Genomic DNA, 15,335 nt, shown 5'->3' on the forward strand with positions numbered 1-15,335 from the left:
TGGGCTACAGCAGCTCGATCCCGAACCGACGCACCACCAGCGCGAAAGCGCCGAACGACGCCACCGTGATGACGGCGCTCGCGAGCAAGCTCGGCCAGAAGCCGACGCGCGGCAGCAAATAGGGGAACGCCAGGAACATCGGCAGCGTCGGCAGCACGTACCAGAACGTGTACCAGGCGTGTTTCGCCACTTTCTCCTGCGGCTGCCCCTCGACGTGCAGCCACACCAGCGCCATCAGCGTGACCAGCGGCAAGGCCGCGATCAGCGCCCCGGCCTTGTCGCTGCGCTTGGCCACTTCCGACACCAGCACGATCACGGCGGCGGTGAAGGCGAACTTCGTTATCAGCCAGGCCATCAGGTCTCCTTGTCCAGGCAGGGCGCGGCCGTCATTGCCGCGGCAGCACCGTGAGCACGCGGCCAATGAAGGCGTGGAACTCGGCCATGTACTTGCGCAGGAAGTCCTCGGTGCCGGGCACCGTCACTTCGCCCTCGTCGGTGATCAGGCCCGGCTTGAACTGGATGTAGGCCTCCGGCGAGGTCATCTGCGGCGAATTGCAGAAGCCCAGAACGCCGCGCAGGCTCTGCTGCGCGATGGCGGTGCCGATGGCGCCCGGCGACGTGCCGATGACCGCCGACGGCTTGCGCGCGAACGAATTGGTGCCCGACGGGCGCGTGGCCCAGTCGATGGCGTTCTTCAGTCCGCCCGGGATGGAGCGGTTGTATTCGGGCGTGACGAACAGCACCGCGTCGGACGCGGCGATGGCCGCCTTGAAATCCAGCGCCACCTGCGGGAAATCGGCGTCGTAATCCGGGCTGTAAAGCGGCAGGTCGCGGAAGGCGATTTCGTGGAACTGCATGCCCTCCGGCGCGAGCCGGATCAGCGCCTTGGCGAGCTTGCGGTTGATCGACTGGCTGGACAGGCTGCCGATCAGGTAACCAACCTTGAACCGGGACATGGCAACGCTCCTGGAGGGGTGGGCTTCCGACGATACGCCCTTTCGGCCGGCGATCCGGCTCAGCCGGGATCCTCCCGTCGCGAGGGCGGTTCCCGCTCCACGCGGGTGGCGGCGCGGTGGCGCCCCGCCATCGCCTCGAACACCCCGTCGCGGCGCACCCAGGCGTGGTGCAACGCGGCCGCCAGGTGCACCAGCACCAGCGCGAACAGGCCGTAGCCCAGCGCGCCGTGGGCGCTGCGCAGCGCGCTGTAGAGCACCGGGTCCTGCGGCGCCAGCGCCGGCAGCACCCAGCCGCCGGGCAACAGCACCGGGTAGCCGCCGGCCGACGACATCGCCCAGCCCAGCAGCGGCATCGCCAGCATCAGGCCGTACAGCAGCCAGTGCGAAGCGCGCGCGGCCATCGCCTGCGGCGCCGGCAGCGAAGCGGGCAGCGGCGGCGGCGGATGCCGGCGGCGGTGGCGCAGGCGCAGCAGCGCCAGCACCAGGATCGCCAGGCCCAGCGGCCGGTGGATGTCGAGCAGCAGCGGCCGCAGCGACAGCGACGCCACCATGCCGACGCCGATGAACAGCATCGCCACGATCATCACCGCCATGGACCAGTGCAGCCAGCGCGCGGTGCGGTCGAAGGTCTTGGGCGCGTCCATCACTCGTCTCCCACGGTGGCCAGCGGCCAGGCGCCGGCGGCGACCTCGCGCTGGCGGCGGTTGAACGAGGCCGAATAGGCCCCGGCGCGCGCGGCCAGCACCGGGTCGCCCGACAGCGCGATGCCGTCGGGCACCAGGGTCGGGTCGAAGTTCACGTCGCGGCAGGCACCGGTGGCCTGCGGCGTGGCGCGCTCCAGCACCAGCGTGCCGGCGGCCACGCGCGGGCGTTCTTCGGGCCAGGGCTGCGACGGGTCGTCCACCGCGTCGCCGGGCTCGGCCACGGTGACTTCCAGCGTCCAGCGCACCGGCGCCTGCGCTAGGCGCGTCGACAGGTCCTGCGCCAGGTAACCGGCGTCGGCGGTTTGCCGCGTGGTTTCGTCGAGCGGTTCGAACGGCGCCAGCGGCGCCAGCGACCAGCGCACGAAGCGCGAGCCACCAGCGGCGTCGATGAAGCGAAAGGCGTTCACGCCGTTGAACCGCGTGTTGGCCCAGCTGTTCGACCACGGCGCCGATTTCGCCCAGGCCATGAACTTCGCGGCTTCGGGGTGGCGTTCCAGGAAGGCCTGCAGGCGCGCCGGGTCGGGCTTGCCGGTGGCCGGGTCGGGGCGTGAGGCCACGATCTGCTCGGCGAAGGCCTGCGGCGTGGCCACGCTGAAGAACGGGAAGCTGTTCATGGCCATGCGCCACTGCTGGCCGTCGTCGGTCTGCAGCAGCAGGCCCACGCTGCGCACGCGCGCCTGCGCTTCCATGGCGTGCGGGTCGCCGCCGCCGATGGACAGGCGGCCCAGCACCGGCGTGCGTGCCTGGCTGAACACGCGGGCCTTCGACAGGGCCGCGCCTTCCGCCGTGGGTTCGAAATAGCCTTCCACGCATACGCCCTTGGCATGCGCGCGGCGGAAGCCGGGCTGGGCCTTGCCGCCTTCGATGGTGTCCACCAGGCGCGGCGCCGTCAGCCGCGCCGGCGATAGCCAGCCCGCGGTGAAGGCGAAGGCCGCGGCCAGCGCCGCCACCACGGTGGCGATGCCGACGAACGGAACCAGGGACCGCCAGCGCGGCGGGGCGGGAGTGGGGCTTTCGGTCATGGCGCGGTCTCGCGGGGTGGACTGGCCATGGGACGCCCGGGCGGCCCGGTTTATTCCCGGGCCGCCCTGCCATGCACCCGTGGCGGGCATCGGGAATAATCGGGCGGCGCCGTTCGTCATTCCCGGGAAGCCAGGAAACCCCCATGCCCTTGCCCCGCCCGACCCCGCTGGACGACGACACGCTGCGCGAACTGATCCCGCGCCTGCGCCGCTTCGCGCGCACCCTGGTGGCCGAGCCGGCCGCCGCCGACGACCTGGTGCAGGCGGCGCTGGAGCGCGCGCTCACCCACGGCGGCCAGCGCCGCGACGACGAAGCGCTGCAGCCCTGGCTGTTTTCCGTGCTGTACCGCCAGTTCGTGGACGACTACCGCCGCGCCGGGCGCTGGCGCCGCATCGCGCGCCTGTTCGCCGCCGACGACGAGGCGCAGGTGCCGCGGCCCGACGACATCCTGGAAACGCGCCGCGCCCTGGCCGGCCTGGCCCAGCTGCCGGCCGAGCAGCGCGCGCTGCTGGTGCTGGTGAGCGTGGAAGGCCTGGCCTACCGCGAGGCCGCCGACGTGCTGGGCATTCCGATCGGCACCGTGATGTCGCGCCTGTCGCGTGCGCGCCGCGCGCTGCGGGAAATGGATGGCGAAGACGCGGGCGGACGCCCCGCGCTGAAGGTGCTGCGATGAACCATGAAATCCCCGCCGAAGACGAACTGCACGCCTACGTGGATGGCCAGTTGCACCCCGCGCGCCGCGCCGCGGTCGAGGCCTGGCTGGCCGCGAACCCCGCGCGCGCCGACGAGGTGCGCGGCTGGAAACGCGACGCCGACCGCCTGCGCGCCCTGATGGCGCAGCCCGAAGCCTGGCCCGCCAACCCCGCGCTAGACCCCGCGCGCCTTCGCCGGCGCCGGCGCGCGCAACGCACGCGCGGCCTGGCCATGGCGGCCTCGCTGCTGGTGGCGTTGGGCGTGGGCGGCCTGTTCGGCTGGCAGGCGCGCGCACTGCAATCGCCCGCGCCGCTGCCCATGGCCGACGCCGTGGCCGCCTACCGGCAGTTCGTGGATGCCGACGCGCCGCCGATGGAATTCGACGCCGCCCGCACCGCCGAACTGGAAGCCTGGCTGGCGCGGAACTTCGGCGACGCCGGCCGCGTGCCCGACCTCAGCCCCGCCGGCTACAAGCTGCAGGGCGGCCGGCTGCTCTCCACCGAACAGGGCCCGGCCGCGATGCTGGTGTATGCCGACGACAACGGCGCGCGCGTGGGCTTCTACCTGCGCCCGCGCGGCCGCCTGGCCGGCGACGGCGAACGCCGCGACGGCGAGCTGCTGGCGCGCTACTGGTCGCGCGAAGACCTGAGTTTCGCCGTGGTCAGCGCCGCCGCCGACCCTTCGGCTCGGTGGCTGCCGGCGCTGCTGGACAGGACCTGAGGCGCTAGTCGCGGTCCGGCGCGCCGAGCGGGAACAGGTGGCGGTAGGGCCGTGCTTCCTCCACGGCGCGCGCGAACGAAGGCCGCGCCAGCAGGCGGGCGCGGTAGGCGCGAAGCACGGGGTAGCGTTCGCCGATGCGCTGCACCCAGTCGGCGTAGAACAGCGCGGGCGCGGCGGCGCAGTCGGCCAGGGTGAAGTCGTCGCCCGTGGCCCAGGTTTTGCCGGCCAGGCGGGTTTCCAGCCAGTCGTAGGCGCGGTCGAGCTTCTCCACCGTGGCAGCCAGCGCGTCGTCGCGCCAGGCGGCGTTGCCGGTGATGGCGGCGGCCACGGCGTCCTGCACCGGCAGCATCACGTGCAGGTCGAAGAAGCGGTCCATGAACCGCACCCCGAGCGCCGCCATGGCATCGGCCGGCAGCAGCCGCACCGGCCCCGGGTGCGCCAGCTGCAGGTACTCGATGATGAGGCTGGTCTCCGCCACGTCGCGCCCGTCGTCCACCAGCAGCGGGAACTTGCGCAGCAGCCAATGCTGCAGCCACTCGGCGGCGTGCTGCGGGTGCTCGGGGCTGATGCAGCGGAACTCGAACGGCGTGCCGTTCTCGTAGAGGGCGATGAGCGCCTTCTGGGTGTAGGAGGAGAAGGGGTGGCCGTAGAGGGTGAGGGGCATGAGTGGGGCCGGGCTTGGAAAGTCCCCATGGTCCGACTGACGGCGCCGGGTTTCAAACTGGCGACAAGTGTCCGCCTTCGGCCAGGAGATAAGTGTTCAGGCGCCAACCGCTGCAGCAGTGCGATCAATCGTTGCCGACGGTCGAGCCAAGCATGCCCCCAAGGCGATGGCTGGGCGATCACGAGGGACGCGCCAAGTCGACGCTTGGGTTCCGTCGTCCAACATGGCTTGGTGCTCCCGGAAAGCCCACTATTGCATCGCTTCGATCCTTCTTCCCGGTGGTCGTGACCAGGCGCGGGCTTGACACTCCGCCCGGGCAGGTCAACGATGCGCCCAGACACGATCAGGCGACCCGACGCCTCTCCACGGTGCGACCCGGAGGTCGCTGGCGCGCATACCCGCAACGGGGTGGCCAATGAACGACAATCACCATGCGCAACGGCGATTCTTCGCGGAGACGCGCAAGCATTGGCCGATCATGTCCGTCTACGAGCGCTTCGAGCAGGTCGTCGCGATAGTCCTGAGTTCCGTGATTGCGGTCGTCATCGCGCTGGCGCTCCTGCAGCTGGTCATCCGTGTTGCCATGTTGCTGTTCAGCGGCGCTTTCGATCCGCTCGGAAACGATGTCTTCCAAGCGCTCTTCGGCATGATCATGACGCTGCTCATCGCCATGGAGTTCAAGCATTCGATCCTCCTCGTTGCCCTCCGGCGATCTAGCATCATCCAGGTCAAGACCGTGGTGCTCATTGCGCTCATCGCGTTGAGCAGGAAGTTCGTCATACTCGATTCCGGCGCAACTTCCGCGGGCACGATCGCCGCGCTGGCCGGAGCCACCCTGGTGCTCGGAGTGGTCTATTGGCTGCTGCGCGAGCGTGACGATCGCCTACAGAATCAGGCGTGCTGATACACCGCATTCCGGCGGGGCGCAAAACCGCCCACGCCCGCGGTGCCGGGAATCAGCCGGCGTCCGTGTCGAGCGCAGGACGCACCGCGCTCACGGACCACGCGTTTCACAAGCGACCATCCCCTTGGCCTCCCACCAGTCCTCGGCCTGGGCGCGCGCGAAGGATGTGACCTTCGGCGCAACCTATGGCTCCTGCTGGGAATTGTTCCCGGCGCAGGGAGGCTAAACCCCCACCCGCCTTTGCTGCGCCGCCAGGAACGCCCGCAAGCTCGCCGGCTTCACCGGCTTCGTCAGCACCGGCAGGCCCAAATCCCTCGCGGCGCGCTTCAGCGTATCGCTGCCATCGGCGGTCACCAGCACGGCGGGCGTGTGGGCGCCGCACACTTCGCGCAGGGCCTGCAGCGCGCCCAGGCCGTCGAGTTCGTCGTGCAGGTGGTAGTCGGCCACCAGCACGTCGGGGCGGTCGGCGCGGGCCTGGGCCAGCGCGGCGGCCACGGTTTCGGCCACGCGCACGTCCACGCCCCAGCGGCCCAGCAAGGCTTCCATGCCGTCCAGGATCTCGCGGTCGTTGTCCAGGCACAGCACCTTCAGGCCGGACAGGTCGCCGTGCGCCACCGGCGCGCGTGGCGGCTTGGCGGGCGCCGGGGTGTCGGCCACGGGCACGCGGATGGCGAACACGCTGCCGCGCCCCGGCCAGCTGCGCACGCTGATGGGGTGGTCGAGCATGCGCGACACGCGCTGGCAGATGCTCAGGCCCAGGCCCAGGCCGCGTTCGCCCCAGGGCGACGGCTGCTCGAAGCGGCGGAACTCCTCGAAGATCTGCGCCAGGTGGTGCGGCGGGATGCCCGGGCCGCTGTCCCACACCTCGATGTCCACGCCGCCGCCGCGCCGGCGCGCGCCGATCACCACGCGGCCTTCTTTCGTGTAGCGAAGAGCGTTCGCCACGAAGTTCTGCAGCGCGCGCCGCAGCAGGCGCCGGTCGCTGCGGATCGACAGCCGGCTGGCATGCACGCGGAAGCGCAGCCCGCGCGCGGCGGCCAGCGGCGCATACTGCGCGGCCACGCTCGCCATCAGCTCGTCCAGCCGGAACACGGTGAGCTCGGGCTTGAGCGAGCCGGCGTCCAGGCGGGAAATGTCCAGCAGCCCGTCCAGCAGTTCTTCGGCGTCGCGCAGGGAAGCGTCCACGCGTTCGGCCAGGCGGCGCTGCTCGGCGGTCTCGTCGCTGTCGCGCAGGGCCGAGGTGAACAGGCGCGCGGCGTTGATGGGCTGCAGCACGTCGTGGCTGATGGCGGCCAGGAAGCGCGTCTTGGAAAGGTTGGCCTCGGCCGCCTCGCGGGTGCGCTGCTCCACGCGCTGTTCCAGCGTTTCGTTCGATTCGCGCAGGGCCTGTTCGGCGCGCTTGTAGTCGGTGATGTCGCTGTAGGTGGTCACGTAGCCGCCGCCGGGCAGCGGCTGGCCGCGCATCTCGATCACCTGGCCGTTGGCTCACACGCGCTCGAACACGTAGGGCGAGCCTTCGCGCAGGTAGGTGGTGCGCTTGGCCACCTGTTCCTCCACCGCGCCCGGGCCCATTTCACCGCGCTCGGCGTTGTAGCGGATCAGGTCGGCCACCGGGCGGCCCACGTACAGCATGCCGTCGGGGTATTCGAACATCTGCTGGTAGCGGCCGTTCCAGGCCACCAGGCGCAGGTCGCGGTCCACCACGCTCACGGCCTGGGAAAGGTTCTCCAGCGTGGCCGACAGGATCTCGCGGTTGAAGCGCAGCTCGTGGCTGGCTTCGTCGAGCAGGCTCATCACCTCGCCCAGCTCCATGCCCGAGCCGCGCAGCGCGGTGGTGAGCGTCAGGCGCGCCGAGGCCGCGCCGATGGCGCCGGCCAGCAGGCGTTCGGTGAACTGCACCAGGGCGCGGTCGGCGGGCGCGCCGGGCGAAAGTTCGCGTCCCTGCGCGGCGGCGTACTCGGCGAAGGCGCGGCGCGCGGCGCGTTCGCCCAGGATGCGGGTGGCCAGCGCCAGCATGTCTTCGGTGCTCAGCGAACCCTGCCAGCCGCCGGCCGAGGCCAGCGGCCTGGCGGCATAAGGGTCGAGGAAGGGCGTGGCGCGCAGCCGGTCTTCCAGGCTGGGCCGGTAGCGCGCCGACACCACCAGCAGCGCCAGGATGTTCACCAGCAGCGACCAGAAGGTGCCGTGGGTGATGGCGTCCCAGCCGCTCAGGCCGAACAGGCCCTCGGGCCGCAGCCAGGCCAGGCCCAGCGGGCCCTGCTGCAGCCACCCGGCGTCGAACCAGCCGGCGCGCGTGAGCGTGGGCAGCAGCAGCGTGTAGCCCCACAGCACGAAGCCGGCCACCAGGCCCGCCATCACGCCGCGGCGGCTGGCCCCGCGCCAGTACAGGCCGCCGATCAGCGCGGGCGCGAACTGCCCCACGGCCGCGAACGCCAGCAAGCCGAAGGCGGCCAGCGAACCCGATTCGCCCGCGCCGCGGTAGTACGCATACGCCAGCAGCGCGATGGCCACGATGGCGATGCGCCGCACCCACAGCACGCGCCGGCCCAGGTGCTGGCGTTCGTCGGGGTCGGTGAGGCTGCCGCGCCACAGCAGCGGCATCACCAGGTCGTTGCTCACCATCGTCGCCAGCGCCACCGAGGCCACGATCACCATGCCCGTGGCCGCCGAAAAACCGCCCACGTAGGCCGCCAGCGCCAGCGCCGTGTTGTCCATGGCCAGCGGCAGCGCCAGCACGTAGGTGTCGGGCGCCACGCCGGCGCCGGACAGCAGGGCCTGGCCGCTGGCCGTGATGGGCACCACGAACAGGCAGATGACCACGAGGTAGCCGCTGAACATCCAGCGCGCGCGGCGCACGTCGGCCACGTCGCCGCATTCCACCACGGCCACGTGGAACTGGCGCGGCAGGCAGACGATGGCGGCGAAGGCCAGCAGCGTTTGCGCCATGAAACCCTGCGGGATGCCGGGCGCCACGAACTCGCGGGTGGCGGCCTGGAAACGCGACAGCAGGTCTTCGCTGCCCGGCAGGTGGCCCAGCGCGAACACGCCCACCGCCACGAAGGCCACCAGCTTCACCAGCGATTCCAGCGCCACCGCCAGGATCATGCCGTGGTGGTGTTCGGTCGCGTCGATCTCGCGGGTGCCGAACAGGATGGCGAACAGCGCCAGGAACAGCGCCGAATACAGCGCCGGGTCGGCCAGCACGCCCACGCCCGCGTCGGAATCGACGCCCGACAGCACCTCGATGCTCATCGCCACCGCCTTGAACTGCAGCGCGATGTAAGGAATGGCGGCGATCACCGCGACCAGCGTCACCATGGCGGCGATGTTCTGCGCGCGGCCGTAGCGGGCCGCCAGGAAATCGGCGATGGACACAGTGCTCTGCTCGCGCGCCACCAGCACCAGCCTTTCCAGGATGCGCCAGCCGAACAGGAACAGCAGGATCGGCCCCAGGTAGATCGGCAGGAAACCCAGGCCCGTGGTGGCCGCCGTGCCCACCGCGCCGTAGAAGGTCCACGACGAGCAGTACACCGCCAGCGCCAGCGAATACACGATCGGCCGCAGCCAGTTGCGGCGCGGGTACAGCGGCTTGCGGTCGCCCATCCAGGCCACGCCGAACAGCAGCCCGACGTAGCCCACCGACACCAGCAGCAGGATCCAGCCTGGGATCACGGACCCTCCTTCCGCGAATCCGGGGAGCCGCGAGTGTAGCGCCGCATGCCGGGCCGGGCGCGGCTTCGACCAAAGTCGAAGGTCCGCCGTGGCTGACGCCGGCGGCGCGCCATGTCAGGCTGGCGCCATGGCCACGCCCGTGCCCGGACTGGACCTCGAATCCCCGCCCTTCGACCTGCTCGACGCCGGCCAGAAGCGCCGCCTCGCGGCCGCGGTGGACCTGGGCTATTTCGCCGCCGGCCAGCGCATCATCGAGGCCGGCGAGGCCTCGCCGCACGTGCACGTCATCCTCAAGGGCCTGGTGCACGCCTTCGACGGCCGCGGCGCCGACAGCACCAAGTTCGCCGATTACGGCCCGGGCGACCTGTTCGGCGCCTTCGCCGTCATCGCCGGCCGCGCCCGCCACCGCTACGAGGCCGTGCAGGACACGGTGTGTTTCCTGCTGCCGGCCGACGCCTTCCACGCGCTGCTGGCCGACAACCCGCGCTTCGCCGCCTACTTCCACGAGGCGCTGTCGGTGAAGCGCCGGCTGCTGGCCGAACAGCAGCAGCCCGGCGAACTGGGCCGGCTCATGCTCACCCGCGTGGCCGATGCGCAGCTGGCGCCGGTTCACGCCGTGCCCGCCAGCACCGGCATCGCGGCCGCCGCCGCCGCGTTGCGCGAACACCAGGTGGATTGCCTGCTGGTGGCCCCCGGCGAAGGCGAAAACGGCGAAGGCATCGTCACCCGCACCGACCTGCTGGACGCGCTCACCGGCGGCGGCCTGGGCCGCGACGCGCCCGTGGGCCCGCTGGCCAGCCGCCCGCTGCTGGCGGTGCGCGCCGACGAGGTGCTGTTCCAGGCCCTGGTCACCATGACCGAACACCACGTGGAGCGCGTGGTGGTGCGCGACGGCGAGGGCCGCGCGCTGGGCACGCTCGGCATGGCCGAAGTGCTGGCGCACTACGCCAGCAGTTCGCACCTGATCAGCCTGCGCCTGGCGCGCGCGCAAACCGTGGACGACATCGCCGAGGCCGCGCGCGGCATGGCCGACCTGGTGCGCCAGCTGCACGCCCAGGGCGCGAAGATGAGCTACCTGATGGAAATGGTCAGCGCGCTCAACAGCCGCATCCTGGCGCGGGTGTTCGCGCAGGTGGTGCCCGCCCAGTTCCACGACCGCACCTGCCTGCTGGTGCTGGGCAGCGAGGGCCGCCGCGAGCAGATCCTCAAGACCGACCAGGACAACGCCCTGGTGCTGGCCGACGGCTTCGAATGGGACGGCCTGCCGGCGGCCATGGACGCCTTTTCGGCCGCGCTCGAGCGCATCGGCTACCCGCCCTGTCCCGGCCAGGTGATGGTGAACAACCCGCACTGGCGGCTCACGGTGTCGCAGTGGCGCGAACGCATCGGCCAGTGGGCGCGCGTGGCCGACGGCCAGACCGCGCTCGACCTGGCCATCACCCTCGACGCCCGCCCCGTGGCCGGCAACGCCGCGCTTTACGAACCGCTGCAGCCGGCCATGCGCGAGCTGGGCAGGGACGCCATCCTGCTGCGCTACCTGGCCGAAGCGGCGCTCAGCAAGGGCAACCCGCTCACCTGGCTGGGCCAGGTGCGCGAAACCGGCGGCCGCGCCGACATCAAGCGCGGCGGCGTGTTCCCGCTGGTGCACGGCCTGCGCACGCTGGCGCTGAAACATGGCATCGCCCACCGCAACAGCTTCGACCGCTGCGCCGCGCTGGTGGCCGCCGGCGCCATGGACAGCGAACTCGGCCGCGACGTGCCGCAGGCGCTGGCGGTGCTGATGCGCCTGCGCCTGGGCCAGCAGCTGGCCGACCTCGACGCCGGCCTGCCGCCCGGCAACGGCGTGGACGTGGCCGCGCTGCGCCGGCTCGACCGTGAATTGCTGCGCGACGCATTGCGCGTGGTGAACGCCTTCAAGGACCACGTGCAGTCGGTCTTCCACGTGGGCGGCTGAGCATGAACCGGCTGCAGCGCTGGTGGTGGGCACGGCGCCACGGCGCGGGCGAATGGGGCTTGCTGTTCGGCCCGGCGCCGGCGGGCGAATGGGTGTCGCTGGATCTCGAAACCACCGGCCTCGACCCGCGCCACGACGCCATCCTCAGCCTCGCCGCCGTGCCCGTGCGCGGTGGCCAGGTGAAGCTGGGCGAACGCTTCGAAACCTACGTGCACCCGGGGCGCGGCTTCGACATCAACTCCATCCGCCACCATCGCATCACCCCGGCCGAAGTGGCCGACGCGCCGCAGCTGCGCGACGTGCTGCCGCGTTTCCTGCGCTGGCTGGGCCCACGCACGCTGCTGGGCCACCACCTGGCCTTCGACCTGGCCATGCTCGAGCGGCCGATGCGCACCGTGTTCGGCTTCCCGCTGCCCAACGGCCGCGAAGAACTGGGCCAGGCCTACCTCGACCACCGCCGCCTGGCCGACCCGCATGCCCGGGTGGACCTGTCGCTCGACGCCATCGCCGCCGAGCTCGGCCTGCCGGTGCTGGCGCGCCACACCGCGCTGGGCGACGCCAGCACCGTGGCCCTGGCCTGGCTGGCCCTGCAGCGGCGCAAACAGGGCGGCTGAGATGGACACCCGGCGCCGCCAGCGGCCAGAATTGCACCCATGCGACTGACCGTTTCCGCCGAACGCAGCCTGCCCTGCACGCCCGAAGTGGCGTTCCGGATGGCCACCAGCCCCGAACGTTTCCCGGCCTTTTTCACCGGTTTCGGACCCATCCCGGCCGTCAGCGGCATCCGCCTGCACGCGCCGCTGGCCGTGGGCAGCACGCGCCGGGTGCACAACGCCGACGGCACCGTGCTCAGCGAACGCGTCACCGTGCTCGACCCGCCGGTGCGCCACGCCTACGTGCTCAGCGGCTTCCGCCCGCCGTTTTCCTGGCTGGTCACGCAGGGCGAGGCGAACTGGACCTTCGCCGGCCACGAATTCGGCTCGCGCGTGCGCTGGGACTACGAATTCACCCTGGCGCGGCGCTGGCTGGCGCCCGTCACCGCGCTGATGCTGCAGCTGTTCATGCGCCGCGCCATGCACCGCTGCCTGAAGAACATGGCGCGCGCGCTGGCCGAACCGGTGCCCGCGGCGCCCTGATGGGCGAGTGGCTGCTGCTGGCGCTGGCGCCGGTGTTCCTTGCCTTCGTGGCCTGGGAAGCCTGGTACTGGCGCAAGCGCCGGCCTGGCCTGTACACGCTGCGCGACACGCTTTCCAACGCCGCGCTGGCGCTGATGCACCAGGGTGCCGACGCGCTGGCCTGGGCGGCGGTGATCGGCGCCTACTGGTGGGTGCACCAGTTCCGCGTGTTCGATCTGACGGCCTCCTGGGCCTCGGTGGCGCTGCTGTTCGTGGCGCAGGACTTCGCCTATTACGGGTGGCACCGGCTCAGCCACCGCGTGCGCTGGATGTGGGCCTCGCACGTCACCCACCATTCGTCCGAGCGGCTGAACCTGTCCACGGCGTTCCGGCAGTCCATCACCTACCCGGTGTCGGGCATGTCGCTGTTCTGGCTGCCGCTGGCGTGGATTGGTTTTTCGCCCACGCACATCGTCGCCGTGGTGGCCATCAACCTGGCCTTCCAGTTCTTCGTGCATACCCAGGCGGTCGGCCGGCTGGGCTGGCTGGAGCACGTGTTCAACACGCCCTCGCACCACCGCGTGCACCACGCGCGCAACCCGAAGTACATCGACCGCAACTACGCGGGCGTGCTCATCGTCTGGGACAAGCTGTTCGGCACCTTCACCGAAGAAGACCCGGCCGTGCCCTGCGAATACGGCCTGGTGAAACCCGTGCGTTCGCACAACCCGCTGGTGCTGACCTTCCACGAGTGGGGTGATTTGCTGCGCGACGCCTCCCGGGCGCAGGGCTGGCAGCGGCTGGGGCAGCTGTTCGGGCCGCCGGAACAAGCCCTGTCGCAGCGGGATTTCCCCCGCCCGGTGGCGGAACCGCCGCCGGGTTGATGCAGGTCAACGGCGGCGCCATGCGCCCGCCCTAGGCTGGGGGCCCTGGTTGGAGGCAGCCCCATGCCGGACCCGCAGGAACCGCTGGGCCAACGTCTGCGCGACTACGCCCTGTCCGAACTCACCAGCGCCGCGGAACAACTGGCCCGCGAGGGCGACGCGCGCCATGCCGGCGTGCACCAGGCCCGCAAGCGCCTGCGCCGCACCCGCGCCACCCTGGCCCTGGCCCGGCGCCCGCTGGGCGACACCGGCCGTCGCCTCGACGACGCTCTGGGCCAGGCCTGCCGCGGCCTGTGCGGGCTGCGCGACGCCCAGGCCCTGGTCGAAGGCCTGGCCCGGCTGGAAGCCACGGCCCCCGTCGAACTGCGCGAACAACTGCCCCACGCCATCGCCCTGGCCAGCGCCCGCCGCGACGCACTCATGGCCGCGGCGCTGGCGCGCGACCCGGGTTTCGAACGCCATCGCAAGCGCCTGCTGGCACTGGCCGCGCGGCTGGCGCGGCTGGACTGGGACGCGGTGGACGAGACCGTGGTGGCCAAGGGAGTGGCGCGTTCCGAACGCCGGCTGGCCAAGGCCCGCCGCCGCGCCGAACGCGCCCCGGGCGACGACGAGCGCTGGCACGTGCTGCGCCGCCGCCTGCGCCGCCTGCGCCAGCAGGACCACCTGCTGCTGGCGCTGGCGCCGGAGTTGCGGCCGGCGTCCGGCGCTTCCCCCGAAGAAGCCACCACGCTCGGTGAAGCCCAGGACGACGTGCTGCTCCTGCGCGCCTGCGGCCGTGGTTCGCCCTTCCCGGTGCCGCTGCGGCGCGCGCTGCGCGCGCTGGCGGCCCGGCGCTTGCGCCAGGTGCGCGGGCTGGCCGACGATCAGGATTGAGCCGTCTTTCCGCCGGGAATACCGCCATGGCCGAGATCGAACTGCGCCTGCAGCACCTCGACCAGCTTTACGACAGCTTCGACCCCGCGCCGTTTCCGGCCAAGGCGCTCGACCGCCGCGTCGAGGCCTACCTGGTGGAAAGCGCCGGCGAACACGGCCACCGCGAACCGCTCACGGTGGTGCTGCACGGGCCGCCTTCGCTGGAAGCGCGCCTGGGCGAAATGGCCGACGCCATCCACGCGCACTTCGCGCTGGCGCATGCGCAGGCCGAACGCCGCCACCGGCGCCGCCGGCGCGTGGGCCGCTTCGCCATCCTGGCCGGCACGCTCACGCTGGCCGTGGTGCTGGTGGCGCGGCACTGGCTGGCCATGGTGCCGGCGCCGTTCGGCGAGGTGCTGTCGGAAGGCCTGCTGATCCTGGCCTGGGTGGCGCTGTGGCGGCCCATCGAAACCATCGGCTTCGATTCCTGGGAAAGCCGCATCGAGCGCGGCCTGCTGCAGAAGCTGGCCTCGGTGCCGCTGCGTTTCGTGGTGGGCTGAGCGGCGCTGGCGGGGCGTTCACGGGGGCGGGTGGCACACTGCGCCGGTGAAGACACTTTCCTTCGTGCTGCTGGCACCGCTGGCCGCCTTCGCCGCCGAAACCACGCCGCCGCCGCGGCTCGAGCCCGTGGTGGTCACCGCCACCCGCGACGCGCGCCCGCTCACCGACGTGCCCGCGTCGCTCGACGTGCTCGACGCCACCACGCTGCGCCGCGCCCGCCCCGCGCTGGGACTGGCCGAAGCCCTGCCGCGCGTGCCCGGCCTGGTGGTGCGCGACCGCCAGAACCAGGCGCAGGACTTGCAGGTGTCGATCCGCGGTTTTGGCGCCCGCGCCAGTTTCGGCGTGCGCGGGCTGCGCCTTTACGCCGACGGCATTCCCGCCACCATGCCCGACGGCCAGGGCCAGGTGTCGCATTTCGCGCTGGGCGCGGCGGAGCGGGTGGAAGTGCTGCGCGGGCCGTATTCGGCGCTGTACGGCAATTCCGCGGGCGGCGTGGTTTCCGTTTTCAGCGAAGCGCCGCCGCCGGCCGCCGAGCTTGAAGCCGATGCGCTCGCCGGCAGCGACGGGCTGTGGCGCGCGGGCGCTTCCTGGCGCGGCCCGCTCACCGCCAACGCCGGCCTGCGCGTGGACGCC

15 protein-coding genes and 1 pseudogene are annotated in these 15,335 nt (G+C 71.9%); 10 read left to right on the forward strand and 6 right to left on the reverse strand.

Annotated features, from left to right (window positions below; genetic code table 11):
• Positions 1-4 precede the first annotated feature (4 nt).
• The 4 genes from N790_RS06620 to N790_RS06635 are packed head-to-tail and all read right to left on the reverse strand — an operon-like array spanning position 5 to position 2,682.
• The gene (locus tag N790_RS06620; RefSeq protein ID WP_043802363.1) at positions 5-355 is read right to left on the reverse strand and encodes a DUF3147 family protein; all 351 of its coding nucleotides are present in this window, start codon (positions 353-355) and stop codon (positions 5-7) included.
• 31 nt (positions 356-386) lie between these two features.
• The gene (locus tag N790_RS06625; RefSeq protein WP_043802365.1) at positions 387-956 is read right to left on the reverse strand and encodes an NADPH-dependent FMN reductase; all 570 of its coding nucleotides are present in this window, start codon (positions 954-956) and stop codon (positions 387-389) included.
• Between the two features lie 59 nt (positions 957-1,015).
• Positions 1,016-1,600, reverse strand: coding sequence for a cytochrome b (locus tag N790_RS06630; RefSeq protein ID WP_052385750.1), 585 nt, complete (start codon positions 1,598-1,600; stop codon positions 1,016-1,018).
• On the reverse strand, positions 1,600-2,682 hold the full coding sequence (locus N790_RS06635) for a catalase family peroxidase (RefSeq protein ID WP_043802368.1): 1,083 nt from the start codon (positions 2,680-2,682) through the stop codon (positions 1,600-1,602). The genes N790_RS06630 and N790_RS06635 overlap by 1 nt, the downstream gene beginning before the upstream one ends.
• Before the next feature lie 143 nt (positions 2,683-2,825).
• Here N790_RS06635 and N790_RS06640 point away from each other — a divergent pair, with 143 nt between their 5' ends.
• Together N790_RS06640 and N790_RS06645 are read left to right on the forward strand one after the other, a co-directional pair.
• Positions 2,826-3,356, forward strand: a complete 531-nt coding sequence (locus tag N790_RS06640) for an RNA polymerase sigma factor (protein ID WP_043802370.1) — start codon at positions 2,826-2,828, stop codon at positions 3,354-3,356.
• Positions 3,353-4,096, forward strand: coding sequence for an anti-sigma factor family protein (locus N790_RS06645; RefSeq protein WP_043802372.1), 744 nt, complete (start codon positions 3,353-3,355; stop codon positions 4,094-4,096). Before N790_RS06640 ends, N790_RS06645 begins: the two co-directional genes overlap by 4 nt.
• 4 nt (positions 4,097-4,100) lie before the next feature.
• On the opposite strand, the gene N790_RS06650 is transcribed toward N790_RS06645, so the two are convergent.
• Positions 4,101-4,760 (reverse strand): glutathione S-transferase family protein, encoded by a 660-nt coding sequence (locus N790_RS06650; protein WP_043802375.1) that lies wholly within the window; start codon positions 4,758-4,760, stop codon positions 4,101-4,103.
• Between the two features lie 415 nt (positions 4,761-5,175).
• Between N790_RS06650 and N790_RS06655 the strand changes: the two genes are divergently transcribed.
• Positions 5,176-5,664 carry a phosphate-starvation-inducible PsiE family protein gene (locus N790_RS06655; RefSeq protein WP_043802377.1) on the forward strand — a complete coding sequence of 163 codons (489 nt, stop codon included), beginning with the start codon at positions 5,176-5,178 and terminating at the stop codon, positions 5,662-5,664.
• A gap of 222 nt (positions 5,665-5,886) precedes the next feature.
• On the opposite strand, the pseudogene N790_RS06660 reads toward N790_RS06655, so the two are convergent.
• Positions 5,887-9,336, reverse strand: a pseudogene (locus N790_RS06660) (hybrid sensor histidine kinase/response regulator).
• A gap of 127 nt (positions 9,337-9,463) precedes the next feature.
• Here N790_RS06660 and N790_RS06665 point away from each other — a divergent pair.
• From N790_RS06665 to N790_RS06695, 7 genes are all read left to right on the forward strand, one after another.
• On the forward strand, positions 9,464-11,290 hold the full coding sequence (locus N790_RS06665; RefSeq protein ID WP_043802380.1) for a DUF294 nucleotidyltransferase-like domain-containing protein: 1,827 nt from the start codon (positions 9,464-9,466) through the stop codon (positions 11,288-11,290).
• Positions 11,291-11,292: 2 nt separating this feature from the next.
• Entirely contained in the window at positions 11,293-11,904 is a 612-nt protein-coding gene (locus tag N790_RS06670; RefSeq protein ID WP_043802382.1) for a 3'-5' exonuclease, read from the forward strand.
• A gap of 39 nt (positions 11,905-11,943) precedes the next feature.
• Positions 11,944-12,426, forward strand: a complete 483-nt coding sequence (locus tag N790_RS06675) for an SRPBCC family protein (protein WP_052385751.1) — start codon at positions 11,944-11,946, stop codon at positions 12,424-12,426.
• A complete protein-coding gene (locus tag N790_RS06680) occupies positions 12,426-13,289 on the forward strand; it encodes a sterol desaturase family protein (protein ID WP_052385752.1) in 864 nt (287 codons plus the stop codon). The genes N790_RS06675 and N790_RS06680 overlap by 1 nt, the downstream gene beginning before the upstream one ends.
• Positions 13,290-13,352: 63 nt before the next feature.
• Positions 13,353-14,162, forward strand: a complete 810-nt coding sequence (locus N790_RS06685) for a CHAD domain-containing protein (RefSeq protein ID WP_052385753.1) — start codon at positions 13,353-13,355, stop codon at positions 14,160-14,162.
• Between the two features lie 26 nt (positions 14,163-14,188).
• A complete protein-coding gene (locus tag N790_RS06690) occupies positions 14,189-14,701 on the forward strand; it encodes a hypothetical protein (protein WP_052385754.1) in 513 nt (170 codons plus the stop codon).
• Between the two features lie 46 nt (positions 14,702-14,747).
• Positions 14,748-15,335, forward strand: a 588-nt coding sequence (locus tag N790_RS06695; protein ID WP_043802385.1) for a Plug domain-containing protein, incomplete at its 3' end; no start/stop codon positions are given.

Origin of the sequence: Arenimonas malthae CC-JY-1, from assembly GCF_000747075.1 — a bacterium.
In the GTDB taxonomy this organism is placed as follows: domain Bacteria; phylum Pseudomonadota; class Gammaproteobacteria; order Xanthomonadales; family Xanthomonadaceae; genus Arenimonas; species Arenimonas malthae.

Bases quoted from the DNA above. Each gene is read 5' to 3' on its own strand.
- N790_RS06625 (WP_043802365.1), bottom strand. From the start codon at position 956: ATGTCCCGGTTCAAGGTTGGTTACCTGATCGGCAGCCTGTCCAGCCAG.
- N790_RS06665 (WP_043802380.1), top strand. From the start codon at position 9,464: ATGGCCACGCCCGTGCCCGGACTGGACCTCGAATCCCCGCCCTTCGAC.
- N790_RS06690 (WP_052385754.1), top strand. From the start codon at position 14,189: ATGGCCGAGATCGAACTGCGCCTGCAGCACCTCGACCAGCTTTACGAC.
- N790_RS06635 (WP_043802368.1), bottom strand. From the start codon at position 2,682: ATGACCGAAAGCCCCACTCCCGCCCCGCCGCGCTGGCGGTCCCTGGTT.
- N790_RS06630 (WP_052385750.1), bottom strand. From the start codon at position 1,600: ATGGACGCGCCCAAGACCTTCGACCGCACCGCGCGCTGGCTGCACTGG.
- N790_RS06620 (WP_043802363.1), bottom strand. From the start codon at position 355: ATGGCCTGGCTGATAACGAAGTTCGCCTTCACCGCCGCCGTGATCGTG.
- N790_RS06650 (WP_043802375.1), bottom strand. From the start codon at position 4,760: ATGCCCCTCACCCTCTACGGCCACCCCTTCTCCTCCTACACCCAGAAG.
- N790_RS06675 (WP_052385751.1), top strand. From the start codon at position 11,944: ATGCGACTGACCGTTTCCGCCGAACGCAGCCTGCCCTGCACGCCCGAA.
- N790_RS06670 (WP_043802382.1), top strand. From the start codon at position 11,293: ATGAACCGGCTGCAGCGCTGGTGGTGGGCACGGCGCCACGGCGCGGGC.
- N790_RS06685 (WP_052385753.1), top strand. From the start codon at position 13,353: ATGCCGGACCCGCAGGAACCGCTGGGCCAACGTCTGCGCGACTACGCC.
- N790_RS06640 (WP_043802370.1), top strand. From the start codon at position 2,826: ATGCCCTTGCCCCGCCCGACCCCGCTGGACGACGACACGCTGCGCGAA.
- N790_RS06655 (WP_043802377.1), top strand. From the start codon at position 5,176: ATGAACGACAATCACCATGCGCAACGGCGATTCTTCGCGGAGACGCGC.
- N790_RS06680 (WP_052385752.1), top strand. From the start codon at position 12,426: ATGGGCGAGTGGCTGCTGCTGGCGCTGGCGCCGGTGTTCCTTGCCTTC.
- N790_RS06645 (WP_043802372.1), top strand. From the start codon at position 3,353: ATGAACCATGAAATCCCCGCCGAAGACGAACTGCACGCCTACGTGGAT.